Annotated in this window: 23 protein-coding genes; 14 read left to right on the top strand and 9 right to left on the bottom strand. The window is 55.5% G+C overall.

What is annotated here, in order from left to right:
• Positions 1-7: 7 nt before the first annotated feature.
• Positions 8-2,128, bottom strand: coding sequence for a TonB-dependent siderophore receptor (locus RQI55_RS12465; protein WP_311272683.1), 2,121 nt, complete (start codon positions 2,126-2,128; stop codon positions 8-10).
• Positions 2,129-2,357: 229 nt separating this feature from the next.
• Between RQI55_RS12465 and RQI55_RS12460 the strand changes: the two genes are divergently transcribed.
• From RQI55_RS12460 to queE, 7 genes are all read left to right on the top strand, one after another.
• On the top strand, positions 2,358-3,362 hold the full coding sequence (locus tag RQI55_RS12460) for an iron-siderophore ABC transporter substrate-binding protein (RefSeq protein ID WP_311272682.1): 1,005 nt from the start codon (positions 2,358-2,360) through the stop codon (positions 3,360-3,362).
• The gene (locus RQI55_RS12455) at positions 3,362-4,405 is read left to right on the top strand and encodes an iron ABC transporter permease (protein ID WP_311272681.1); all 1,044 of its coding nucleotides are present in this window, start codon (positions 3,362-3,364) and stop codon (positions 4,403-4,405) included. The genes RQI55_RS12460 and RQI55_RS12455 overlap by 1 nt, the downstream gene beginning before the upstream one ends.
• The gene (locus tag RQI55_RS12450; protein ID WP_311272680.1) at positions 4,405-5,442 is read left to right on the top strand and encodes an iron chelate uptake ABC transporter family permease subunit; all 1,038 of its coding nucleotides are present in this window, start codon (positions 4,405-4,407) and stop codon (positions 5,440-5,442) included. The genes RQI55_RS12455 and RQI55_RS12450 overlap by 1 nt, the downstream gene beginning before the upstream one ends.
• Complete coding sequence (locus RQI55_RS12445) at positions 5,439-6,260, top strand: ABC transporter ATP-binding protein (protein ID WP_311272679.1); 822 nt, start codon at positions 5,439-5,441, stop codon at positions 6,258-6,260. Before RQI55_RS12450 ends, RQI55_RS12445 begins: the two co-directional genes overlap by 4 nt.
• Positions 6,261-6,357: 97 nt before the next feature.
• On the top strand, positions 6,358-7,068 hold the full coding sequence (gene queC, locus RQI55_RS12440) for a 7-cyano-7-deazaguanine synthase QueC (protein ID WP_311272678.1): 711 nt from the start codon (positions 6,358-6,360) through the stop codon (positions 7,066-7,068).
• Positions 7,068-7,436, top strand: coding sequence for a 6-carboxytetrahydropterin synthase QueD (gene queD / locus RQI55_RS12435; RefSeq protein ID WP_311272677.1), 369 nt, complete (start codon positions 7,068-7,070; stop codon positions 7,434-7,436). Before queC ends, queD begins: the two co-directional genes overlap by 1 nt.
• Complete coding sequence (queE, locus tag RQI55_RS12430) at positions 7,433-8,170, top strand: 7-carboxy-7-deazaguanine synthase QueE (RefSeq protein ID WP_311272676.1); 738 nt, start codon at positions 7,433-7,435, stop codon at positions 8,168-8,170. The genes queD and queE overlap by 4 nt, the downstream gene beginning before the upstream one ends.
• A gap of 6 nt (positions 8,171-8,176) precedes the next feature.
• Here queE and RQI55_RS12425 read toward each other — a convergent pair whose 3' ends face one another.
• Positions 8,177-8,410, bottom strand: a complete 234-nt coding sequence (locus tag RQI55_RS12425) for a sulfurtransferase TusA family protein (protein WP_311272675.1) — start codon at positions 8,408-8,410, stop codon at positions 8,177-8,179.
• Positions 8,407-9,717, bottom strand: coding sequence for a L,D-transpeptidase family protein (locus tag RQI55_RS12420; protein ID WP_311272674.1), 1,311 nt, complete (start codon positions 9,715-9,717; stop codon positions 8,407-8,409). The genes RQI55_RS12425 and RQI55_RS12420 overlap by 4 nt, the downstream gene beginning before the upstream one ends.
• A gap of 244 nt (positions 9,718-9,961) precedes the next feature.
• On the opposite strand from RQI55_RS12420, the gene RQI55_RS12415 reads away from it, so the two are divergent.
• Together RQI55_RS12415 and RQI55_RS12410 are read left to right on the top strand one after the other, a co-directional pair.
• Positions 9,962-11,422: a phospholipase D-like domain-containing protein gene (locus tag RQI55_RS12415; protein ID WP_311272900.1), complete on the top strand. Its 1,461-nt coding sequence runs from the start codon at positions 9,962-9,964 to the stop codon at positions 11,420-11,422.
• A 78-nt stretch (positions 11,423-11,500) separates the two neighbouring features.
• On the top strand, positions 11,501-12,340 hold the full coding sequence (locus RQI55_RS12410; protein WP_042616607.1) for an endonuclease/exonuclease/phosphatase family protein: 840 nt from the start codon (positions 11,501-11,503) through the stop codon (positions 12,338-12,340).
• Between the two features lie 37 nt (positions 12,341-12,377).
• Here RQI55_RS12410 and RQI55_RS12405 read toward each other — a convergent pair whose 3' ends face one another.
• From RQI55_RS12405 to RQI55_RS12380, 6 genes are all read right to left on the bottom strand, one after another.
• The gene (locus RQI55_RS12405; protein WP_311272673.1) at positions 12,378-13,511 is read right to left on the bottom strand and encodes a Gfo/Idh/MocA family oxidoreductase; all 1,134 of its coding nucleotides are present in this window, start codon (positions 13,509-13,511) and stop codon (positions 12,378-12,380) included.
• 23 nt (positions 13,512-13,534) lie between these two features.
• The gene (locus RQI55_RS12400; protein WP_311272672.1) at positions 13,535-14,296 is read right to left on the bottom strand and encodes a sugar phosphate isomerase/epimerase; all 762 of its coding nucleotides are present in this window, start codon (positions 14,294-14,296) and stop codon (positions 13,535-13,537) included.
• A gap of 48 nt (positions 14,297-14,344) precedes the next feature.
• Complete coding sequence (locus tag RQI55_RS12395; protein ID WP_311272671.1) at positions 14,345-15,433, bottom strand: ABC transporter ATP-binding protein; 1,089 nt, start codon at positions 15,431-15,433, stop codon at positions 14,345-14,347.
• A gap of 5 nt (positions 15,434-15,438) precedes the next feature.
• Positions 15,439-16,380, bottom strand: coding sequence for a carbohydrate ABC transporter permease (locus RQI55_RS12390; RefSeq protein WP_311272670.1), 942 nt, complete (start codon positions 16,378-16,380; stop codon positions 15,439-15,441).
• Complete coding sequence (locus tag RQI55_RS12385) at positions 16,373-17,275, bottom strand: carbohydrate ABC transporter permease (protein ID WP_042616729.1); 903 nt, start codon at positions 17,273-17,275, stop codon at positions 16,373-16,375. Before RQI55_RS12385 ends, RQI55_RS12390 begins: the two co-directional genes overlap by 8 nt.
• A 154-nt stretch (positions 17,276-17,429) precedes the next feature.
• Positions 17,430-18,665: an ABC transporter substrate-binding protein gene (locus RQI55_RS12380; RefSeq protein WP_192064787.1), complete on the bottom strand. Its 1,236-nt coding sequence runs from the start codon at positions 18,663-18,665 to the stop codon at positions 17,430-17,432.
• An 858-nt stretch (positions 18,666-19,523) separates the two neighbouring features.
• Between RQI55_RS12380 and RQI55_RS12375 the strand changes: the two genes are divergently transcribed.
• Genes RQI55_RS12375 through RQI55_RS12355 form a run of 5 tightly spaced genes read left to right on the top strand, consistent with a single transcriptional unit; the run spans position 19,524 to position 24,552 of the window.
• Positions 19,524-19,838, top strand: a complete 315-nt coding sequence (locus RQI55_RS12375; protein WP_311272669.1) for an STAS domain-containing protein — start codon at positions 19,524-19,526, stop codon at positions 19,836-19,838.
• On the top strand, positions 19,835-20,203 hold the full coding sequence (locus RQI55_RS12370; RefSeq protein ID WP_042616614.1) for a response regulator: 369 nt from the start codon (positions 19,835-19,837) through the stop codon (positions 20,201-20,203). The genes RQI55_RS12375 and RQI55_RS12370 overlap by 4 nt, the downstream gene beginning before the upstream one ends.
• The gene (locus RQI55_RS12365; RefSeq protein WP_311272668.1) at positions 20,200-22,191 is read left to right on the top strand and encodes a chemotaxis protein CheA; all 1,992 of its coding nucleotides are present in this window, start codon (positions 20,200-20,202) and stop codon (positions 22,189-22,191) included. The genes RQI55_RS12370 and RQI55_RS12365 overlap by 4 nt, the downstream gene beginning before the upstream one ends.
• Positions 22,191-22,736: a chemotaxis protein CheW gene (locus RQI55_RS12360; protein ID WP_042616730.1), complete on the top strand. Its 546-nt coding sequence runs from the start codon at positions 22,191-22,193 to the stop codon at positions 22,734-22,736. Before RQI55_RS12365 ends, RQI55_RS12360 begins: the two co-directional genes overlap by 1 nt.
• 1 nt (position 22,737) lies before the next feature.
• Entirely contained in the window at positions 22,738-24,552 is a 1,815-nt protein-coding gene (locus tag RQI55_RS12355) for a methyl-accepting chemotaxis protein (protein WP_311272667.1), read from the top strand.
• The last annotated feature ends 77 nt before the right edge of the window (positions 24,553-24,629 follow it).

Below are 24,629 nucleotides of genomic sequence, written 5' to 3'. Positions count from 1 at the left end.
CCGAGCCTTACCAGGTCTGGCGCAAAGTGGCGTAAACCGCGCGACCGGGGTTGTAATACTGTCCACCGGCGTCCTGGCTGGCAATGTGCTTCTCATCAAACAGATTGCTCGCATTCAGCTGTAGCGTTGTGTTCTCTTTGATCTTGTATGTGAATGCAGCGTCGAACACGACAGCACTTTCCGAAGCAATCGTATTCTGGATGTTGGTGAAATAGCTGTCGGAATAGCGGGCACCGAGACCGAACGTCATGTCTCCGCGCGGACCTTCGCCGGGCAGCGTATAAGTACCCCACAGCGAGACCATGTTCTTAGGAACGCGCATAAGACGATTGCCATCATTTGCGCCACCCGGTTCATCGATGTTGGAGTCGATATAGCTGTAAGCCGCGATCATATCGATATTGTCCGTCAGCTCTGCCTTCGCTTCAAGTTCAAGACCGCGATGACGCACTTTTTCGACCGATTGGGGGATATATGTCACCTGATCGAAGACAGTGATATTGCCCTTTGTGAGGTCGTAGACAGACGCTGTGAACAGGGCTGGGAAAGCCTCTGGTCGATACTTGACGCCGACCTCGTACTGCTTTCCAGTCGTCGGGTCACTGCCAACAGCGGGTGGCGCAGCGGATTCGGCGTAGCTGGCATAGGCGGCCAGCTCCTCTGTAACTTTGTAGCTCACACCAACGCGCTTGGTAAATTCGCTATGGCTGGCTGCTTTCGTACCAGCGCCGAACAGGTCGGTCTCACTGAGGTCGAGCCAGTCATTGCGCAGACCGAAGCTTACCGTCAACTTGTCGAAAAACGTCAGGTCTTCCTGAAGATAAATCGCCTTTGTTTTCTGATCATTCTTCGTGCCATAGTTCGGCGCAGTCGACACTGGAGCGCCAGAAAAGACCGGGTTCTGCCAGTTGATCGTTGGAGCGCTCGTATAAAGCCCGTAGTTCTTCGATTTGAAATCGCTGTATTCCAGGCCCGCGAGTGTGCGGCTTTCAACATTGTCGAAGCTGGTTTCATAGAGCAGGTTCGCATCTATCACGAACTGTTCAGTCGTCTTGTCGCTGCCGAAGAAATAGCGGTTAGCAGGATTTCCGCCTGCAAGTGTTGTCGCGTCAAGATATGCACTACCAAACGCGTCGTTGGATTTATTGTAGCGGGCATGCGACGCAAAACTCAGACCGTCGCCAAAGTCATGATCCAGCATCAGGCTATAGGTGTTGCGGTTGACGGTGCGGAAATAGTAATCCGGCTCACCGAAGAATTTGCTTCTGTCGAAATCCGATCCAAGCGGATGGCCGCCGCTGCCGGGCACGCCGTCTTTGTTGAGATGATCGAAGACGAAGGAAAGGCTTGTTACGTCAGTAGGACGCCACGTCAGGCCACCCATGACGAACTTCTCATTATCCTTCGAATAATCATATTCGGCATCCGCGTCCTGGAATTTTCCAGTTAGGCGATAGGACAGCGTATCGTCTTCGGTGATGTTGTCACCAAAATCCAGGCCAAGCTCTTTGTGACTGAACGATCCCCCGGTGACATAGGCTTCGCCAAAACGTTCGCTCTTGGGCAGCTTCGTAACGTAATTGACAGAACCACCGGGCTCAGACGCGCCAAAGCCGGAAGAGCTGGTGCCCTTCTGCACTTCAATACGCTCAAATGCGTAGGGCTCTTCCCGAATGCCAGCAAAGGTCCGGCCGATCGCCAGGCCATCACGATAGGTGTAGGGGGTAAAGCCGCGAATATCGAAATAGTCGTAGCGATCATCCGAGCCGTAGAAATCCGTAACGACACCAGATGTATATTGCACAACTTGCTCAACACTGGTTGCGCCGCGCTCCTTGATCTCTTTCGCGGTGATGACGGAAACGGAGGCGGGTGTTGTCAGGACCTCGCTGGGCATTTTGCCAGCGCCCGTCGTCTGCCTTGCAACAATCGACTTCTCATTGTCATCGGTACCAGCGCCTTTGATGACAATGGCTTCGAGCACGGTGCTTCCGCCCTGAGCTTGCGCCTCCTGAGCGATCAGGCGCGCAGGTGCTAATGCAACAAGCGCCGTGCATCCCAGCAAAATCGCTTTCCGATACCGGCGTTGAGAGCGTTCGTCGCCTGCGCTTGTCGTGTCATTCTTCATGATCAAATTCCAGAAGTCGTGTTGCAATGTCTGGCAACCCGGCAAAGCCCCGGTGCCCCCTGTTGTGCTGATAACTTGAGGGCATTAGTCTGGTATTGTAAAATTCCACGGTTTTGTAGAAAACCACGGAAACTTCGTCGCACTTCGCGGCCAGTCATCACATCAGTCTTGACGTACCAGAGTGAAGCTGAGACTTCAGGTCAACTTTAAACAACAAGAGGTCTCGCCAATGCTGCGCTTCGTTCGCACTTTTGCGCCCATTGTAACATTTCTGTCTGTCTTCGTTTTCAGCAGTGCGTCGGCGCAGGATGAAGCCTCATATCCCATTGTCGTCAAACACGCCTTGGGCACAACGACGATTGAGAAAAAACCGCAGCGGATCGCCACTGTGGCATGGGCCAACCATGAGGTGCCGCTGGCGCTGGGTATCGTCCCGGTCGGTTTTGCCGCAGCCAATTTCGGCGACGATGATGGCGATGGTCTTCTTCCCTGGGTGGCGGAAAAGCTCAAAGCTCTTGGCGCTGAAAAGCCGGTACTTTTTGATGAGGGCGATGGCATCGATTTTGAAGCCGTTGCCGCGACCAAGCCGGATGTGATCCTTGCGGCCTATTCGGGCCTCAGCCAATCCGACTATGACACATTGAGCCAGATAGCCCCGGTCATCGCCTATCCGGAAGCACCATGGGCAACCGACTGGCGGGAGATGATTTCCTTCAACAGCAAGGCCCTCGGCATGGCCAAAGAGGGTGAGGCTTTGATCAAAAGCATTGAGGGCGAGATTGCCAATGTCGTCGCAAATGCCCCACAGTTGAAAACCAAGACGGCGATGTTTGTCACGCATCTGGACACCACCAATCTTAGCACGGTCAATTTTTACACCGCCAATGATACCCGCGTCAGGTTCTTCAACGATCTTGGCCTCTCATCTCCCAAGAGCGTTCGGGAGGCAACAAAGCCGGGGCAGTTTGCCTCGAGTATCAGCGCTGAACGTGTCGATGCTTTCGATGATGTCGACATCATCGTCACCTATGGCGGGCAGCCACTGCTGGATGCCATTAAAAAAGATCCACTTCTGTCCAGAATGCCCGCCGTTCAACACAACGCCATCGTCATGCTGGGCCGTAATCCCGTTGGAACAGCAGCAAACCCTACCCCCCTATCCATCTCCTGGGTGCTGAAAGACTATGTGGCCTTGCTAACCGCTGCTGCAGACAAGTCTGCCGGAAAGCCATAATGGCGTTTAGATATGCCAGGCAGTGCGCGCCGCGTGCAGGTTTCGCGCGATCAAACCGGCTCAGAGCACTCGGATTTTTGGGCATGCTTGTTGGTCTGGCAGGGCTGGCCATGCTCTCCGTCGCCATAGGCACCCGCGATGTGGCCTGGGCCGAGATCGTATCAGCGCTGGGCGGACAGGTTGAAACCATCGGCCAAGCCGCCGTTTCAGTGAGAATACCGCGAACGCTGCTTGCCATTATTGCTGGCGCAGCACTGGGTCTTGCCGGTGCCATCATGCAGGGCGTGACACGCAATCCGCTGGCCGACCCCGGCATTCTTGGTGTCAATATGGGTGCATCGCTGGCGGTGGTTGTCGGCGTTGCATGGTTCAACATCGCCTCGGCTCAGGCTTTCATATGGGCAGCTATTCTAGGCGCGGGGTGTTCTGCCGTCTTTGTTTACACCATTGGCTCGCTTGGCCGCGGTGGCGCGACACCGCTCAAACTGGCGCTGGCCGGGGCCGCGACCTCAGTGGCTTTTTCATCGCTGGTTATCGCAGTCGTGCTGCCGCGCAACGATATTGCAGGCGGTATTCGCTCATGGCAGATCGGCGGCGTTGGCGGGGCAACATTCGACCGGATCTGGAATGTCCTGCCATTTCTTGCCGTTGGCTTCGTCATCAGCCTCTTGTCAGCCCGCAAGCTCAACTCGCTGGCCTTGGGGGATGAGCTAGCTGCGGGCCTTGGCGAACGCGTTGCCTTTGCACGGGCGATGTCAGCGCTCGGCGCTATCCTGCTGTGCGGCGCGACAACCGCCGTCTGCGGGCCTATCGGTTTTCTCGGGCTTGTGGTGCCCCATATCTGCCGTCTGCTGGTCGGGGTCGATCATCGCTGGCTGCTTCCCTTTTCGGCCCTTTGCGGCGCAAGTCTTCTTCTTGCCGCCGATATTGTCGGTCGCATCGTCTCCCGTCCGGCAGAGCTTGATGTGGGAATTGTAACCGCCCTGATCGGTGGACCCTTTTTCATCTGGATCGTCAGGCGCCAGCGGTTGAGGGAATTATAATGCTTCAGTCTCGTATGGTCAGCGCCCTGATCGGGCATCGAGCCCAACATTCGCAAAAGCGATTGCGTGTGCTGACATTTCTGATCGTGCTCATTATCGCGATATTTGCACTGACGCTGGTGCTGGGCCAGTCCTTCACGCCACCGCTCGATGTCATCAGGGTCTTAGCTGGCCATGATGTGCCGGGCGCGAGTTTCAGCGTTGGGCAGTTGCGTTTGCCAAGAGCGCTTATGTGCATTCTCGCTGGCTTCAGCTTTGGTCTGGGCGGCGTCGCGTTTCAGATCATGCTGCGCAATCCACTCGCAAGTCCGGATATTATCGGCATCAGTTCCGGCGCAAGTGCTGCCGCCGTTTTTGCCATTGTCGTCTTGTCTCTGAAAGGCCCGATCGTTTCGGTTTTCGCTGTCGTGGCGGGGCTCGGCGTCGCACTATCGGTCTATGCACTTTCGTCGCGCAATGGCGTGGCGGGCACGCGGCTCATTCTTGTGGGCATCGGAGTTTCCGCGATGCTGGAAAGCGTCATCGCCTACATTCTATCAGGCGCTCCGGCATGGAGCCTGCAGGAGGCGATGCGGTGGCTGACTGGCAGCGTCAACGGCGCTCAACTCTCGCAGGTCATCCCGCTTCTGCTGGGGCTCGTTGTTTTCGGAAGCCTGCTGTTCAACCGGCAGCGGGACCTGGAAGCCATGAGACTGGGCGACGATACCGCAGCCGCGCTTGGTGTGCGCATCGGGTTGACCCGCATTCTCGTCATCATTGCTGCTGTTGGAATGATTGCCATTGCAACCGCCATTACCGGGCCGATTGCCTTCGTGGCCTTTCTGTCCGGTCCGATCGCGGCCCGTATCGTCGGCAATAGCGGTTCATTGCTGCTACCGGCCGCACTCATCGGCGCGTTGCTGGTCCTTGCCGGTGATTATGCGGGGCAGTTTTTGCTGCCAAGCCGCTATCCAGTCGGCGTCATCACCGGCGCGCTGGGCGCACCTTACCTGATATTCCTGATTATCCGCGTCAACCGGACCGGAGGCTCGCTTTGACATCTCACACCCTGACAGTCGAACGACTCGCGGCCGGTTATGGCGAAACCGTTATCCTTGATGGCCTTGATCTTGTGATACCCGATGGCAAGATCACCGTTATCGTTGGTGCCAATGCCTGCGGAAAATCGACGCTTCTGCGCACCATGTCGCGGCTCATTGCGCCCCGGCGAGGCCATGTTTTGCTGGATGGGAAATCCATTCACAGCATAGCGCCCAAAAAACTGGCCAGAACACTCGGCCTCCTCCCCCAATCCCCCATCGCGCCAGAAGGCATCACCGTCGCAGACCTTGTCAGCAGAGGCCGCCATCCGCACCAGAGCCTGTTATCGCGCTGGAATGTGCGTGATGATGAAGCCGTTGCAGCGGCGCTGGAAGCAACCAGAACATTCGATCTGGCGGAACGTCCCGTCGATGAGCTTTCTGGCGGCCAACGGCAGCGCGTCTGGATTGCCATGGCACTGGCCCAACAAACCGAAATTTTGCTTTTGGACGAACCCACGACATTTCTTGACATCAGCCATCAGGTCGAGGTTCTGGACTTGTTGATCGACCTCAACCAGGAGCGCGGCACCACCATCGTCATGGTGCTGCACGATCTCAATCTGGCTGCGCGTTACGCAGACCATCTGCTAGCAATGGCATCTGGCCGTCTGCACGTCATGGGAACGCCGGAAGAGGTTCTGACACAGGACAATGTCCGTGACGTTTTCGGCCTCGAAAGCGAAATCATCACCGACCCCACCTCGGGCCGCCCGATGATGCTTCCCATCAGCCGTCATCGTATGCGGCAATCACAGCTGTTGCATTTTACATGAATGCACCTCCGCCTCTTCCCAAGGCTACCGACTTGCGTTAGAAGCCGCAACCGTAATCCGGTCGCAGCCCACCCGGTCAAAACAAGGGATCCAACCTATGAAAACCATCGTCATCTGCTCCGGCGGATTGGACTCTGTTTCGCTTGCGCATAGAATCGCGGCGGAACATCAACTGATTGCACTCGTCTCGTTCGATTATGGCCAGCGCCATAAAAAGGAACTGGAGTTTGCAGCGCTCTGCGCACAACGGCTGTCGGTGCCGCACCATATTATCGATATTACAGCTATCGGCGCGCATCTGACAGGCTCGGCCCTGACTGACGATGTCGAGGTACCAGATGGCCATTACGCCGAGGAAACAATGCGTTCCACGGTCGTGCCCAACCGCAATGCCATCATGCTGACGATTGCCTTTGGACTGGCGGCAGCACAGCTGGCCGATGCCGTGGCCATTGCCGTCCATGGCGGCGACCACTTCATCTACCCCGATTGTCGCCCCGGCTTCATCGACAGTTTCAACGACATGCAGCGCCACGCTTTGGATGGCTACGCAAACGTCAAGCTGTACGCACCTTATGTGGAAGGCTCCAAAGCCGATATCGTCACCGACGGTGCAAAGCATGACACCCCCTTTGGTGAAACATGGTCCTGCTACAAGGGCGGCCTGCGCCATTGCGGACGTTGCGGCACCTGCGTGGAGCGGCGCGAGGCTTTTCATCTCGCTGATATTTCCGATCCGACCGATTACGAAGACCCGGAATTCTGGAAGGCCGCGACCAGCGCCTATGCGGCGCAGGAGGTGCGCTGATGTTTCGTATCACCAAGGAATTCCATTTTTCGGCTTCGCATCAGCTCAAGGATTTGCCCGCAGACCACCAGTGCGCGCGTCTGCACGGCCACAACTACATTGTAGAGGTGGAACTTGCCGGTGAGGATTTGAACCAGCACGGCTTCATCCGTGATTATCACGAACTGTCGCCACTGAAGCGCTACATTGACGACCACTTCGACCATCGTCACCTCAATGACGTTTTGCAGAATGACATGGTGACAGCCGAGCGCCTGGCCAAGCATTTCTATGACTGGTGCAAGGAGCGTCTGCCTGAAACGAGCGCGGTGCGTGTGAGCGAAACGGCAAAAACCTGGGCCGAATATCGTCCATCGGGCCGTCCATGAGTGCGGCGAAAGACACAACCATCCGCATCAGCGAAATCTTCGGTCCGACCATACAGGGTGAAGGGCCGCTTATTGGGCTTCCGACGGTCTTTGTGCGCACCGGCGGCTGCGACTATCGCTGTTCGTGGTGCGACACGCTGCATGCTGTTGATAGTCAGTATCGCGATGACTGGAAGCCTCTTTCCGTCGACGCGATCTGGCACGAGGTCACCACGCTTTCCGGCGGCAAGCCTCTGACCGTATCTCTTTCAGGCGGCAATCCTGCCATTCAGCCATTGACTGACCTGATCGCCAAAGGGCATAGCGAAGGCTATCGTTTTGCACTGGAAACCCAAGGCAGCATCGCTAAGGAATGGTTCGCCGATCTGGATTATCTTGTGCTGAGTCCCAAACCGCCGTCCAGCACCATGCAGACGGACTTTGGCAAGCTCGAAGATTGTCTTGCGGCTGCAGGCACCGGTCCGCAGATATCGTTAAAATTCGTGATTTTCGATGATGCAGATTACGTCTATGCAAAAGATGTATCGGCGCTTTATCCCCGTTTGAACGTCTATCTCCAGCCCGGCAACCATACGCCGCCGCCACCGGAAGATGATGACGCTCTGGTGGATATCAACGGCATCATGGACCGGATGTTATGGCTAATTGAGAAGGTGAGCAACGACCGCTGGTTTGACGTTCGGGTGCTACCGCAACTGCATGTACTGCTGTGGGGCAACCGGCGGGGCGTCTGAAAGGCATCACACCTTGCGGATATGAAAACGGTGGCCAAGGCCTGTCGGCACAACCGCGATGAGCACATGGCCGTCTTCCCTGCACATATGCGGGATATCGATGACAGCGAGCTGATCGGTGGTTTCCACCCAGAGCTCCTCCCCTGCAGCGATAGTCGCTAGCTTCTTACGGCTCTTCAAAACAGGAAGGGGGCATTTGAGCCCCCTCAGATCATAGACGTCGGCAACCGTAGGCGTCACTGCTTTGACCAGAATTTCCAGAACGGTTTCTTCTGCGCATCATCTGGCTGAGCCGGTGCCGAAAATGCGAGCGGATTGAGGGCTGGAACAGGCACGCTCTGTGGAGCCGCAGCAGTCTGGTTTGCCACCGCAGGGGCTTGGACAGGCGCTGACGCGACCATGACCGTTGGAGCCACACGTGCAGTAGGTGCTGCAGGGCGCGCAGTTCCAACTGTCGCTGCCGTGGTTGCGCCTGGGTTTGAAGCAGATGCCATGGCTGTCGCGGCCTGGCCGGAAATTCCGTTGGTCGCCTTTTTCTCCATCAGCGCAGCGAATTCGGTTTCCTTCATCAGCCTGCCGGCTTTCAAAGCCGATCCGGTTGGGGCATAGGCAGGCTCGCGGCCCTTGCGCTTGGCTGCAACGACTGCCTTTCGCTCGGCTTCGCTCGGGTCATACCACACCATACCATCGAGCTTGTTCGTTGCCTTGGTATAGGCCAGTTCATAGGTCTTGGCATAGCTTTGAAGCGCGCTGGCGAGTGCCGGTGGCGTGCTCATTTTCGGGCAGGACGCAGCAGCGTTGAACTGACCGCCCTCGACCTGCTGGTTGAAGACATACTTCTTTTCGCACACATTCACCTCAGGCGGGCGTTTGGTGACTTCGAAGTTGTCATATCCAACTTTGAGCATTTTCCAGAATTCGTAATGCTCGCTCTTGCGATGACGCGCCATATTTTCCGCCGTCATACGGAATGGCAGAGCCTGCAACTGCACCGTTTTCTGGCCGCCCTTGAAGGCGTCCCGTGCAAAGCCGTAGATCTCGAGCACCTGCGCGTCCGTCATGGAATAGCAGCCTGACGAAGAGCAGGCGCCATGAATCATCAGGTTGGTGCCGTTGCGGCCATTGGCCTGATCGTAACGGTTCGGAAAACCGGTGTTGATCGCCAGGTAATAATTGGAGTTCGGGTTGAGATGCCCCGGCGTCAGATTATAAAAGCCTTCAGGCGCCTGACGGTCGCCTTCCTTGACCTTGGGGCCCAGCTTTCCAGACCACGCGCAAATATCGTAGGAGGCAATGACCTCAAAACGATTATCGCGGCGAGCTTTCCAGATCTCGAGCTTGCTCTCTTCCTTGACAATACGGATCATGATCGGCGCATTGCGATCCATGTTCTTCTTGTCCATTTCAGCAAGAATGGACGAAGAAAGCGGGTAATCTACCTTGTTCTTGACATGGGAAACATCACGCTCGACCGTTTCAAGCGTTTCACTACAGCCGACCAGCATGAATGCGGTGCAAGTAAGAAGCGCGATATGTCTCAAACGCATGGCGTTTTCACCGATTTTACAGAAGGTTGCACGTTGGTAAAATATTTCAGATTTGAATACAAGTCTGCGGACCTGCCCCCAGATGGTTTTTAGCCTGGCGCGCCCACACCCCTGCGCATCAAATCCGTCGGCTTATCCTCAAGACTGTCATCATACATAGCTTACAAACTCTTAACAGATCACTAGCCGATGCCACTGTGGCGATGCCGCTTGCGGCATGATCCAAGTCGACTATATTCGCTATATGATTGATCTTCTTAACGCTTATTGGCCCCATATACTAGCAACAGCGTCTATCCTCGTAGGGGCGGTTGCGGCCATTCATGCAACGATGACAAAGCAGGAGGTGCGCACAGCTCTGGGCTGGGTTGGCGTTATCGTGCTGTCTCCCTTCATTGGCGCCGCGATCTACGGCATTGCAGGCATAAACCGCATCCGCCGCAGTAACCTTGGGCAGCAACGGTCTTTGATGCATGGCACGATCATGGAGCGTGTTGCGCTTTTCGATGCCGCGGATGATCTGGTCATCGCACGGTTCGGACGCCGCTTCGCCGCCATGAAGAATGTCGGCGACCGCGTTACACGCAACGCTCTGACGACCGGCAACACCATCGAGCCGCTGCTATCGGGCGACGAAACTTATGCGGCCATGCTGGACGCCCTGGCAAATGCGAGACGCTCCATCATTCTGGAAACCTATATCTTCGATCAGGACCGAACGGGAGAGCGCTTCGTTCAGGCCTTAGCAGATGCTCAGCATCGTGGTGTCGAAGTTAGGATTTTGGTGGATGCGGTCGGCGCTCGTTACTCTGTTCCCAGCATCATGCGCGGTTTGACAAAAGCCGGCCTAAAGGCCGCTGTCTTCAACGGCAATGTCATCATCGGCTTGCGCTTGCCCTATGCGAATCTGCGCACGCACCGAAAAATTCTTGTCGTCGATGGTCGGGTGGCCTTTACCGGCGGCATGAATATTCGGGAAGGCTTCACGGCTGAATTTGCCGGGGACCGCCATTCGCGTGACACGCATTTCAAGGTGACCGGGCCGTTGGTTGCGGATCTTTTCACAGTCGCCGCCGAAGACTGGCTTTTCACGACACGCGAAAGACTGGATGGGCCCGTGTGGGACGTGACCCTTCCCGAAGGCAAGCCCGGCTCCCCGGTTCTGGCACGGGTTGTCGCCTCCGGCCCGGATAACAGCATAGAAACCAGCCACAAGATGCTGATGGGCGCCTTCTCCATAGCCCGGTCGTCCATCCGCATCATGTCGCCCTATTTCTTGCCGGACAGAGAACTGATTTCGGCATTAACGACGGCGGCAAGGCGCGGTGTTCAGGTGGATATCATCGTTCCTGCGAACAATAATCTCACACTCGTAGACCACGCCATGACGGCGCAATTCGATCAGATCCTGAAAAGCAATTGCCGCATATGGCGCGCCACGGGCCCGTTCAATCACTCGAAACTCCTCGTCATTGATGATCGTTGGTCATATGTTGGCTCGTCAAATCTTGATCCGCGGTCATTAAGATTGAACTTTGAGGTGGATATCGAAGTTATCGATGAGGGCTTTGCTGGCGCGGTTTCAGAACGCATCAACGAAGCATTGGAAAACGCCAGGCAGGTCAAGCTCGAAGAATTACGGGCAAGGCCGTTTTTGTTGAGGCTTTTCGAGAAGATCTTGTGGCTTGCCTCGCCATACCTATGAGAAACGCGACACGCGGTCGTAAAGCGCGCAAAATTTGATGCAATGGTCGCTTACAAAGTCGGAACTGGGTAATCGTGAATGCAAGACAAAAAGCTAGCGCGTACAAAATCCGAGAGCCTTTCATCTGTTCTGATGACATCTTTCCGCAACCGCAAGACATTGCCGCCCCCCAGTGAAGCCTCGAAGGCGGAAGGCCATCCCGTTATCGCCTCTTACAACGTCCACAAATGCGTTGGACGAGACCGCAAGTTCGACCCGGACCGTATCTGCCATGTCATTCAGGAAATAGGCGCTGATATCATGGCGCTCCAGGAGGCTGATAGCCGGTTTGGAGAGCGCACTGGTCTGCTGGACCTGGGAAGGCTGGAGCGGGAGTGCGGCCTTTCGCCCGTTCCGATCTCGGCAGGCACAAAAGCACATGGCTGGCACGGAAATGTTGTTCTGTTCAAGGAAGGTGCCGTTCGCGACGTCCATCCGCTGAAACTACCGGGCCTTGAGCCACGCGGTGCGCTGGTCGTGGAGCTCGACCTTCAACAGGGAGGAACGCTGCGCATTATCGCGGCCCATTTCGGCTTGTTGCGACATTCGCGCGCCCGACAGGCAAAAGCATTGGTTGAACTGCTAAACACACGAGACGAGCACCCGACTATCTTGCTCGGTGATCTCAATGAATGGCGATTGGGCAATGGTTCATCTCTCAACACATTCCGCGATGCTTTCGGCAGCTTGCCGCCCGCGGTTCCGAGTTTTCCCGCCGGCATGCCCGTGCTGGCCTTAGACAGGATCATCTCCAACCGCGCAGGGCTGGTTGATAATGTGACCGCGCATAACAGCGCTTTGTCGCGCATAGCCTCGGATCACTTGCCTTTGAAGGCGACGGTCAGAACCGACATTCTTTTGGGACAACAGGCTGGATAAGTCGGCGGATGCATTTGCTGCACCCGCCGACTGCCATTTATCGCAGCAGAGCCTGCGCTTCTTCGATGCCCAGCGCTGCAGGCTGGGTGCAGGTGGTCGTCAACTCTATGAAGCGCCCCTCTTCGCCGGACTTCAGAATCGATGTCATGACATCAATCCCGTGGAGCGAGCGATCCAGCGAGCAACGCGCATCGCGTCCTTCGATCAGCGCGAGCACCATGTCGGCAAGACCCGCCGTGCGATAGTTCGCGCGCGCGCCCTGTGGGCTTTCCTGATTGGCAATGCCAAAGGGATGATCCCAGTTTTCCAACGGCTTGATGTCCTTGTCACGACCACTCGCCTCGACAACCCCACCAAAGAAGTTGGGATCCGGCACATAGAGGGAGCCCTCAGTGCCGTAAAGCTCCATATTGGCATGGCGATGCGACCACACATCCCAGCTTGCCGACAGGGTGATTGTGGCGCCGTTCACGAACTCCAGCAAGGCGTGGATGTTCGTAGGCGTTTCAACCGGAATGACCTGCCCGTTCAAGGGCTGGCTGGTCACCGTGCGTGTCGGGTTTGCCATGGAGGTCAAGGCGCCCACGCGCTTGACCGGGCCGATGAGGTTGATGAGATTGGCAACATAGTAAGGGCCAAGATCAAGAATCGGGCCGCCGCCTTCAAGGAAGAAGAAGCCGGGATTGGGATGCCACATTTCCATGCCCGGGCTCATGACATGGCATGTGCCTGATGTGATGCGACCGATGCCGCCTTGATCGATGTATTGACGCGCCAACTGATGCGCACCGCCCAGAAATGTGTCGGGCGCGCAACCGACAGCAAGGTTCTTTTCCTTTGCGAGACGGCGCAACTCCTCGCCCTCCTCCAGTGTCAGCACCAGAGGCTTTTCCGAATAGACGTGCTTACCCGCTTCGAGGATGGATTTCGAGACGGCAAAATGCGCCGCCGGAATGGTGAGGTTGACCACCACATCGATTTCGTCGTTGGCAAGCAGTTCCTCGATGGACTGCGCCTTGACCCCATATTCTTCAGCCCGCAGTTCCGCCGCACTGCGGTTGAGGTCGGCGCAGGCCAGAACTTTCAAACCACGAAACAGCGGCGAGAGGGAAAAATAGGTCGTTGAGATATTGCCGCATCCAATGATGCCGACGCCAAGTTCCTTGGCCATGTCTTGAACTCCAGATTGGTGAATTAATAGGCGTTGAAAGATGTGATGGACCGTGTGATCAGACGGTCGACGTCCTTGGGATTGTCATGCTCGACGACATAATATTTGACGGCCGTTTTCTTGAGCACATCGACCAAGCCCTTCCAGTCCACTGTGCCGTGGCCGACATCGGCCCAACCGTCTTCATCGGTATTTTCGCCCGGCGAAGCGATGTCCTTGACATGCACGGCGGTAATACGGCTGGCGTAGCGTTCGATCCACTCAAGCGGATCGGCTTTACCTCTGATAATCCAGGCAATGTCTGCCTCCCATTCCAGCTCGGGTCCACCAGCGAAAATCTGTTCCTGTGGCGTGGAGCCATCTTCAAGCTTCACGAACTCGAAATCGTGATTGTGCCAACCGAAGGCCAGTCCGGCGTCACGGAATGGTTTGGCAGCCTCCTGAAGGCGCTTGCCGAATGCAAGCCAACCCGCAGCATCGCTTGGGCGTTGGTCCGGCATAAGATGAGGGCAATAGATGGCCTTGATGCCGAGCGTGCTGGCAATGTTGAGCGCCTTTTCAGGCTCGCTCTCCAGCATATCGATACCAAAATGGCCTGTCGGCATGGTGAGATTATTGGCGTCGAGATCGGCACGCAGAGCTTTCAAGCCGGCATCGTCAAGCGAACCATAGATACCGCCGAAGCCTTCAACGTGGGCATATCCCGCCGCTGACAGTTTTTTCAGGACGTCTGAAAGCGGCGGAAAATTACGGGCACTATAGAGCTGGAAACCAAGTTTCGTCATCTGTCTCTCCTGACATTGGGACTGTGTCTGGTGGAAGGGTGGGTGAATTCAGATGCGGTCTTCGGTCTTCGCATCGAAAAGGGACGCCATGGACATATCAAAGGCAAGCTTGACCTTGGATCCGGGCGCGTAACGTCTGTGCCCGCCAACCCGCACTGAAAGCGTGTGACCGGCAAGCTTGAGCCATATGAGGTTATCGGCCCCCATTGGCTCCTCAATATCAACCACGGCATCATGAATCTCACCGCCGGTGATATCTCCGTCCACCCGCACGTGCTCCGGGCGAACGCCGAGAACAGCGCCTGTTCCGGGTGTGAGCGCGGTCGAGGCGTCATAACCATCGAGGGTGAAGCTGACGCCATGGGTCTTGAAGACGACCTTGCCTTCTTGCTCAGCAAGTTCTCCATGGAGGAAATTCATCGATGGTGAGCCGATGAACCCTGCAACGAACAGATTTTTAGGCTTGTTGTAGATGGAGACAGGATCGTCCAGCTGCTGGATAACGCCACTCTTCATGATCGCGATACGATCTGCCAGCGTCAGTGCCTCGATCTGGTCGTGGGTCACATAGATCATCGTATTTTTCAGCGCCTGATGGAGGCGCTTGATTTCCACGCGCAGTTCCGAGCGCAGCTTGGCATCGAGGTTCGACAAAGGCTCATCGAACAGGAACACATCAACGTCGCGAACGAGCGCGCGCCCGATGGCAACACGCTGACGCTGACCGCCGGAAAGCTCCGCCGGTTTGCGCTTCAAAAGCGGTTCGATCTGGAGAATACCGGCGGCGCGCTTCACGCGCTTGTCGATCTCTTCCTTCGGCATTTTGGCAACCTGCAAACCAAAAGACAGGTTCTTTTCCACCGTCATCTGCGGATAAAGCGCATAGGACTGGAACACCATGCCGATGCCGCGATCCTTTGGCTCTTCCCAGGTGACATTGCGATCCTTGATGAAAATCTGCCCTTCCGTCGGTTCTAGAAGGCCAGCAATGCAGTTGAGCAATGTCGACTTTCCGCAGCCCGAAGAGCCAAGCAGAACAAGAAACTCCCCTTCATAAATATCGAGATTGAGATCCGACAGCACATTGACAGCGCCAAAGGACAGGGACAGTTCGCGAATGGAGACGCTTTTATTCATGAAGCTTAACCTTTGACTGCGCCAGCGGCGATGCCGCGGACAAAAAGTCTGCCTGAAACGAAGTAGACGAACAGCGGAACAGCACCGGTCAGAAGGGTCGCCGCCATATTGACGTTGTATTCCTTCACACCCTGAACAGAGTTGACGATATTGTTGAGCTGAACCGTCATCGGATAATATTCCGGCCTGGTGAACACGACGCCGAACAGGAAGTCATTCCAGATGCCTGTGACTTGCAGGATCATCGCGACCACAAAGATCGGCAGCGACATCGGCGCCATGATGCGAAAATAGATCTGCCAGAAATTCGCGCCATCGATGCGCGCCGCCTTGAACAATTCTTCCGGCAGGCCCGCAAAGTAGTTGCGAAACAGAAGCGTCAGGATCGGCATTCCAAAAATCGTGTGGACGATAATCAGACCGGTCAGCGTACCGTAGACACCCATTTCACGCAGCACGATCACGATTGGATAGATCATGACCTGATAGGGAATGAACGCTCCGATGATGAGGATGGAGAAGAAGAACTCCGAGCCCTTGAATTTCCAGTTCGCCAAGGCGTAGCCGCTGACGGATGCAATCAGGATCGACACGAATGTCGATGGCACCATGATACGCACGGAATTCCAGAAACCACGCGAAAGTCCGTCGCAATTCAGACCCGTGCAGGCGTTCGACCATGCTTTAACCCATGGCTCGAATGTGATTTCGACCGGCGGGGCAAAGATATTGCCCATGCGAATTTCCGGCATGCCCTTCAAGGATGTGACGATCATCACATAGAGCGGCAACAGGTAATAGATCGCCGCTACGAATAGGCTGCCATAGAGAATGATGTTGCGGCGGGAAATCCGTTTGCGTGGTTTGCGGCCACGCGGCCCTTCAAGTCGAGAGGACACAGCATCAGTTGCGACAGCGACCGTGTTGAATGTTGAGATATTAGCCACGCTTGCGCCCTCCGAATTCGAGGTAAGCCCATGGGACAATGATGATGGCCACTGTCAGCAGCATCATGGTGGAGGCGGCAAAGCCCTGCCCCAGGTTTTGCGCCTGAAACATGTAGTCATAGACATATTTTGCCGGCACTTCCGACGCTATACCCGGGCCACCGCTCGTTTGAGCCACCACGAGATCGTAGACCTTGACGATGCCGCTGGCGATGATGACAAGCGTCGTGATGAAGACGGGCCGCATCATGGGAATGACGATGAGAATATAGGTCTTCCACATCGGAATTCCGTCAACGCGCGATGCTTTCCAGATATCCTCATCGATACCACGCAAGCCAGCAAGCATGAGGCACATCACGAGGCCGGTGCCCTGCCAAAGTGCTGCAATAAGGATGCCGTAAATGACGAGGTTCGGATCATAAAGCGGATCGAACGTGAAGTCTTCCCAGCCCATTGAGCGCACGACCGACTGGATCCCGAATTCAGGGTTCAGCAGCCACTGCCAGACAAGGCCGGTGACGATGAAAGAAAGAGCAAAAGGATAAAGAAAGATGGTTCGGAATGTATTCTCAAACCGTATTTTCTGATCCATCAGCGCGGCCAGAACGAAGCCGATAACGAGACTGAAGATCAGCGACAGTATGCCGTAGATAGCAAGGTTCTGGATCGAAATGATCCAGCGAGGCGCTGCCCAAAGACGCTCATATTGCTCAATGCCAATGAACGAGGCGCGCGGCAACAGTTTGGAATTGGTGAAGGAATAAACGACTGTCCAGATCGTTCCACCCATGAAGATGACCATCGCGGTCAGGATCATGGGTATCGATGCAATCTTTGAATTCAGATTGCGGAATAGCTGGTTTGGACGACCAGAATGGCTTTTGACCGCCATGTCCCACTCCTTATCAATCATAATGGTTGATCGTGCAGCGAACCGCGAAGGACTCACGTCCGCAACACATGTCCTCGGAGCGCCATGAAACCACTGTTTCCAGCAGCACATTTAGCCGGCTGGTCCATCCAACCGGCTAAAGGCGAGCCTTGTATCAGTCGGCAGAACCGATGATCTCGGCGAAGCGCTTCTGCGCTGCATCCGCGGTCAGGGATGGGTTCGCAAAGAATTCGGACATCAAGTCCTCCTTCTGCTTTTGCGTATCTGCGGAGATAAGCTGGTCGGTGCTCTGGAGAACCTCACCCTTTGCAAGGATGGCAAGGCCCTTCTTCATGCAGTCATTGGCTGTACCAAGATCGACGTCGCCTCTGATGGGAAGCGAACCCTTCTTCAGGTTGAACGCAACCTGGGTCTTGGGATCAACGATCACTTCTGCCAGAACCTCCTGCGCCTTCGATTTCGCCTCATCTTTCAGAAGAGGGAAGTAGAAAGCATCGCCATTGGCTGTCAGCAACTCGTTCAGGCCAAGGCCGGGAAGGCAGGTGTAATCAGTTCCGGCCTTCTGGTTGGCAAGCTGAAACTCACCCTGCGCCCAGTCACCCATGACCTGACCGCCAGCTTTGCCGGTGATGACCATGTTCGTTGCCTGGTTCCAGTCCTGAACATTTGAGCCTTTCGCAAGCTTGCGGGCTTCGTCCGCAGCCACGAAGATCTTCTTCATTTCCGGTCCGGCAGCAACCTCGGCATCTTTGTCCTTGTAGATCTTTTCATAGAGGTCCTTGCCAGCAAGTGAAATCAGCAGCGTGTCGAACAAGCCATTGGCCTGCCATGCCTGACCGCCGAGGGCGAGAGGCTGAATACCCGCCTTTTGCAGGGCTGGCGCCGCTGCAACGAATTCAGTCCAGTTTTTAGGAACCTCTACACCTGCCTTTTTGAAAGCGGCGTTGGAAAGCCATAGCCACTGCCAGGAGTGGATATTGACCGGTGCGCAATAAATCTTGCCATCAATTGTGCAGCTTTCCAGCAGGCTTGCTGGCTTGATGACGTCTTTCCACTTGCCCTTTTCAGCAACATCCGTGAGATCGCGCATCAAACCGGATTGCGCAAGCTCTTCGGCCTGGCGTCCGTGGTTGAATTGGGTTGCACCCATCGGATCACCACCGGTGATCCGGCTGATCATGATTGGACGAGCGGTACCGCCAGAGCCGGCAATCGCGCCATCCACCCATTTATTCCCGGTTGCATCGAATGCTTTGGCAAGCTCCCCCACTGCCGCGGCTTCACCGCCTGACGTCCACCAGTGCGTTACCTCTAGATCTGTAGCCCCTGCGATGGTTGCAGGCACCGTGAAACCGGCCAACAGAGTGGCCAAAATGGCAGTCGTACGCATGAGTCTCCTCCCTCACTGAAACGTTGCCGTAAAAACCTATGCGAAACATTCCTGTTCCGCAACAGCGACTGCAATAAAAAATTAATTTTGATTTTTAATGTTTTCTATCAGTATGTTAGCCCTATATCGCCGGTGCGGATACTCAAAAAGCTTACGGAAAAAAACACGCTGGAGCAGAAAACAGGGCTGAACATGAGCGTGAGCAAGGGAAGGGTCGGCAGGGACACCAGATCGGAATGAAAGCGAGCTGACAAGGTATGTTTATAGTAACAGGAAGAAGAATGCTTTCGTTACTCCCCCTAGGTTCTAACTGTGTTTTGAATAAAAAGATCAATATATATTTCAGGTAGTGAACGGCTTATATTCAACCTTGTCTTCTATCAATCATGTCAATATGCCTCAGTTCTTAAAACCCCCCGACTAATCGCAACCGGTCTTAACGCGCCCTTAACCGTTTCGAGGATATCACTAAGCTAATATGATTAGCGAAAACAATCGATAACGACGATATCGTCGAGGTTGTACCAATCGTAGCGGGTTGCATGATGTCAACTCGACTTTCACACAATGTAGAGATTGGAACGTTGTATCGCCTCCGGGTGATTGCGAACCCATAGCTGTATCTCACTGCCAACCGAATGCGTGAAAATGGCGTTCTGGCAGACGGCAAAACTGTGTCTGGCTCCGCGAAGGCGCGCTTGTCGCCGCTCTGCGCGCCCGGACGTCCGGACAAACAGGCACGGACGACCAACTGACACGAAAGCTGTCGTCAAACCGGCAACTCTAACACAGCATGGTACGAAATCACTGATGTCGCGGGCATGAATTGAAGCCAACCGGGGAAGTTAAGGTCTACTGATGACACCAGAACTAATCAATTTGCCCTCCCAGCTTTCCGTGCGCAACGCATTGGCTGTGCATGAAACCCTGCTTGAAGCACTGCAGATGAACAGTGCCATTACCGTCGACATACCCGAGGATGCGCAAGCCGATCTGAGCTTCATCCAGCTTATCGAAGCATCGCGGCTCTATGCCCGAACTGAGGGCAAATACATCACACTCACGAAACCGGCCTCGCCAGAGATAGTCGAAACATTACGGCGCGGCGGTTTCCTCACGACTATGGACGAGGCTTCCCGCCTCTTCTGGCTGCACGGAAAGGAAATCCAATGAGCGCCAACATTCTCACCGTCGATGACTCTGCGAGCATCAGGATGACAACGAAAATCGCCCTGTCCAACGCAGGTTATCAGGTGACGGAAGCTGTTGACGGCGCGGATGGCCTCAGCAGGGCCAAAAGCGGCTCATTCGATCTTATCGTCACGGATTTGAACATGCCAAACATGAATGGCCTGGAAATGATCGAGGCGCTACGTCAGTCGCCAGCGCATACGGGCATTCCCATCATCTTTCTGACCACTGAGTCAGACGCTGACATGAAATCCCGCGCGAAATCCGCGGGCGCCACCGGTTGGGTCACGAAGCCGTTCGACCCTGAAAACCTCGTTAAAATCGTAAAAAAGGTTCTTGGTAGATGACAATACTGGACCCCATTCAGGTTTTCAGAACAGAGGCAGCAGAACTTTTTGAGCAGATCGAAAACGGCTTGCTCGACCTGCTGCATGATCTGTCCAACCAGGGACAGATCGATGCCGTGTTTCGCGGCCTGCATACCCTCAAGGGGTCCGGTGCCATGTTTGGCTTTGAGGCACTGGCTGCCTTTACCCACCATTGCGAGACCGCCTTCGACCGCGTCCGCAAGGGTGAAGTTCCTGCGAGCAGCGAGCTGATCGCAGCAGTCCTCGAGGCGCAGGATCACATGCGTTGCCTCGTCGACAACCCTGCGAGAGCACTTCCCGAAACTGGCGATCGTCTGCTTGCAAAACTGCAGGCCGCCGTCGGAACGAATGAAACCGCAAACGTCCACCATCTTCCCGTCGCGGCTGCGCCGAAGGCCGAAGCGCCATCTGTTACCACATGGCAGATCGACTTCAGCTTGCCTGCAAATTCCATGGCCAACGGCACGAACCCTCTGGGTCTTCTGAACGAATTGGCCGACCTTGGGGATTGCGTCATCGCGGCCAACACAAGCGCAATCCCAGCGCTTGACCATATAGATCCCACCAGTCTTTACGTCTCATGGTCGGTGACACTGACCACCGATCAACCGCGCTCGGCCATTGATGACGTGTTCATTTTCGTCATGGACGACATGGCGATTGAGGTCAAAAAACTTTCTGCCGAACAATCAGAGTCTGCCGAAATTGTGCCGCCTCTTGCGCCGGTCGAAGAGGCTGCCAAGGCAAATCCTGCAGCAGTTCAGGCACAGACAGACAGCAAACAAAACAAGGGCGCAGAAAACGTCCGCGTTCCGGCTGAACGCCTTGATGAACTGATGGACCGCGTCGGCGAATTGGTGATTGCCCAATCCCGACTTTCGCAGCTGGCCAACTCCAGCGTCGATATTCAGCTTCGCTCCGTTTCGGAAGATGTGGAGCGACTTTCTGGTGAGTTGCGCGACACGATGATGGTGCTTCGCATGGTGCCCATCGCTCAGCTCTTCAGCCGCTTCCGTCGTTTGACGCATGACCTGGCACGAGAAACCGGCAAACAGATTGAACTCGTGACCGAAGGTGAAACAACCGAAGTCGACAAGGTCGTGATCGAGCGCCTGGCTGATCCTCTGGTTCATCTTGTTCGCAACTCCTGCGACCACGGGTTGGAAACACCGGAAGAGCGTATTGCGGCAGGCAAGAATCCTGCCGGACAGGTAACCCTCGTCGCACGTCAGACCGGCGGCGATGTCACGATCACCATTCGTGACGATGGTCGCGGAATCGACCGTCAGCGCGTTCGTGCAAAGGCGGAGTCTTCCGGGCTCATCGCACCCGGTGCGACGCTTACCGACCAGGAACTGTTGCAGCTGATTTTTGAGCCGGGCTTCTCTACGGCCGCTCAAGTCACCAATCTTTCGGGGCGTGGCGTTGGCATGGATGTGGTCAAGAAGACCATTGAAGCGCTGCGCGGCACCATCAATGTTACGAGTAATCCGGGCATGGGTTCGGAAATCACGCTCGCAATTCCGCTCACCCTCGCCATTATCGATGGTCTCTTGGTGCGCGTTGGTACGGGCTGCTATGTCATCCCGCTTTCGGCGGTTGAGGAGTGCCTCGAACTATCACAGGAACATGACGTGCAGTCCCGTGGGCGTTCGTTCATCTCGCTGCGCGAAAGCCTTGTGCCGTTCATCCGTCTGCGAGAACTGTTCCAGACAGGGACCAAGCCCGATCAGTTCCAGAAGGTCGTCGTCATCTCGACAGGCTCTGAGCGAGTCGGCCTTGTCGTTGATCAAATCATTGGCGACCATCAGACCGTCATCAAGGCCATGTCGAGGCTGCACCATGATGTCGCAACTTTCTCCGGCGCGACAATTCTGGGCGATGGCAGTGTAGCCCTTATTCTCGATGTGTCGCACCTCGTCATATCCGGACAGCAGCAGGAGGCGCAGATGCGTATCGCCCGATGATGAACCAGCCTCATTTTCATCCGTCCGATGCTTTGTGGGCAGATCGTGAAGACCTGGAGGTGCTGACATTCAGCATCGAGGGAGAGACATTCGCAATCGAAGCCGTCCTGGTGCAGGAAATTCTCGACCTGCTACCGGAAACCGCAGTTCCCGGCAGCATGCCCTTTGTGGCCAGTGTCATCAACTTCCGTGGCAAGGTCATTCCGCTGGCCGATATCCGCTTGGCATTCGGCATGGGCGCTGCGGAAAAGACCATCGACAGCCGCATCATCGTGATCGAACTCGCGCTGGAAGGTGAACTGACACTCGTCGGCCTTCGCACGGACAAGGTCTACGAGGTCACCAGCTTTTCTCGATCAGCCAGCGAGCCGCCGCCCAGTGTCGGCATGCGTTGGCGGCCGGATTACATTCACTGCCTCATCAAGCGAGGAGCGCAGTTCGTCATCATGCCGAACCTGAATGCGATTTTCACGGCTCCACGTGAGACTTCAGGCTTCAGAAGCCAATCTCGAAGCAATGTTATCGAACTCACGAAGGAATTTTGACATGCGGTTCACGATTAAACTGAAGCTCGCGATCGCGTTCGGCTTCCTGATCTTCATGCTAGCGGGCACCGCTGGTTACGGCATCTACAGCCTTGGCGTTGCAAAAGACGCCATGGACGAAGTGGTTGAAGGTACGGTCGTTCGTTTGGACAAGGTCCATCAGATGAATACCGTTTCTCTCGTTGTTGTCCGCGCGCAGAAAAATCTGCTTCTGGCACCCACACCGGCGGACCGTGAACCGCTGATAAAGGCCGGCAACGAAGCCCGCAAGGAACTGAATGATATACTGGAGGAAATGAGTTCGACCGCAAGCGCGCAGACACGCGCCTATTGGGCCGATCTTGTGACGATCAACAAGGCATTCGATGATAGCGACGATCAGGTACGTAAACTGATCCAGGAGGGAAGTATCCCCGCCGCTATTGCATATTCATCGGGCGAAGGTCGTGCGGCCGCCAATGCGCTTACCAATAAGCTACACGAAGGCGTGGAGATGAACCGCGCAAGACTGAATGACGCCAAAAACGCGGCAACAGCCGAATATGAACAAACACGCTTGTTGCTGATCGCCGCATCGATCATCGCCGTTATCGTCGCCATCGCCACTGCACTATGGATTGCCCTTGGCATCAGCAGCGGCCTGCGCAAAATCATGGTCGTGGCTGAGGCTGTTTCAGTCGGCGATCTCGACCAGAACGTTGAAATCAATACAAATGACGAGATCAAGGATCTGGTCACCCGCATCAATGTCATGACTGGAAATCTGCGCAATACTGCAAGTGTCGCCAACGAGATCGCGGACGGCAATCTTTTCGTCACGCCAACCCCTCTTTCCAACAAGGACATATTGGGCCTGTCCCTTCAGCGCATGGTCGAACGGCTCCGTGGCGTTGTATCCGATGCGCTGACGGCCGCTGATAACGTTTCCTCGGGAAGCCAGGAACTGTCCGCAAGCTCCGAGCAGCTGTCTCAGGGTGCAACGGAGCAGGCCTCTTCCGCGGAAGAAGCATCTGCCTCCATGGAGCAGATGGCTGCCAACATCAAACAGAACGCTGACAATGCCGCTCAGACGGAGAAGATTGCCCGCCAGTCCTCCAAGGATGCGGAAGCAAGTGGTGCAGCCGTTGGTCGCGCGGTTTCCGCCATGCGAACCATTGCCGACAAGATTTCCATCGTTCAGGAAATTGCGCGCCAGACAGACCTTCTCGCTTTGAACGCCGCTGTCGAGGCTGCACGTGCCGGTGAGCATGGTAAGGGCTTTGCGGTGGTTGCGTCCGAAGTCCGTAAGCTGGCAGAACGCAGCCAGGCTGCTGCTGCCGAAATCTCATCGCTATCAGGTGAAACAGTCCAAGTCGCAACAGAAGCTGGTGAGATGTTGAACCGTCTGGTGCCCGATATCCGCAAGACAGCGGAACTGGTTTCGGAAATTTCTGCGGCCTGTCGTGAACAGGACATTGGCGCAAGCCAGATCAATGAAGCGATCCAGCAATTGGACGTCGTGACACAGCAGAACTCCGGTGCGTCCGAACAAATGTCTGCGACCTCAGAAGAGCTGGCAGCACAGGCCGAAGAACTACAGGCCAGCATCGCCTTCTTCCGGGTGGAACGTGCGGAAGGCAACGGACAAAAGTCCCAGACAGCTTCACGCGCTGCCGGGCCTAACTCTCGGCCATCGGCGAAACCGGCAACTCCGACCCGTCGCCCGATCCAGGATAAGTCTATCCAGGCACAACAGGCGCGAGCAAAGGGTTTCGCTCTTGATATGTCGATGGGCGGACCTGACTCAAATGATGCGGATTTCCGCGAAAGTGCTTGAATTAAAATCTTCCCAGCTTCGACAAATCCATCGAATCTGGGAAGTCAAAATTGTAAAAAGTGCAGTATTTCCAGCCA

It is taken from the genome of Rhizobium sp. WCS2018Hpa-16 (assembly GCF_031843705.1).
Taxonomy (GTDB): domain Bacteria; phylum Pseudomonadota; class Alphaproteobacteria; order Rhizobiales; family Rhizobiaceae; genus Agrobacterium; species Agrobacterium tumefaciens_C.
The sequence above is the reverse complement of the archived record's forward strand: the minus strand, read 5'-3'. Positions and strand labels throughout refer to the sequence as shown.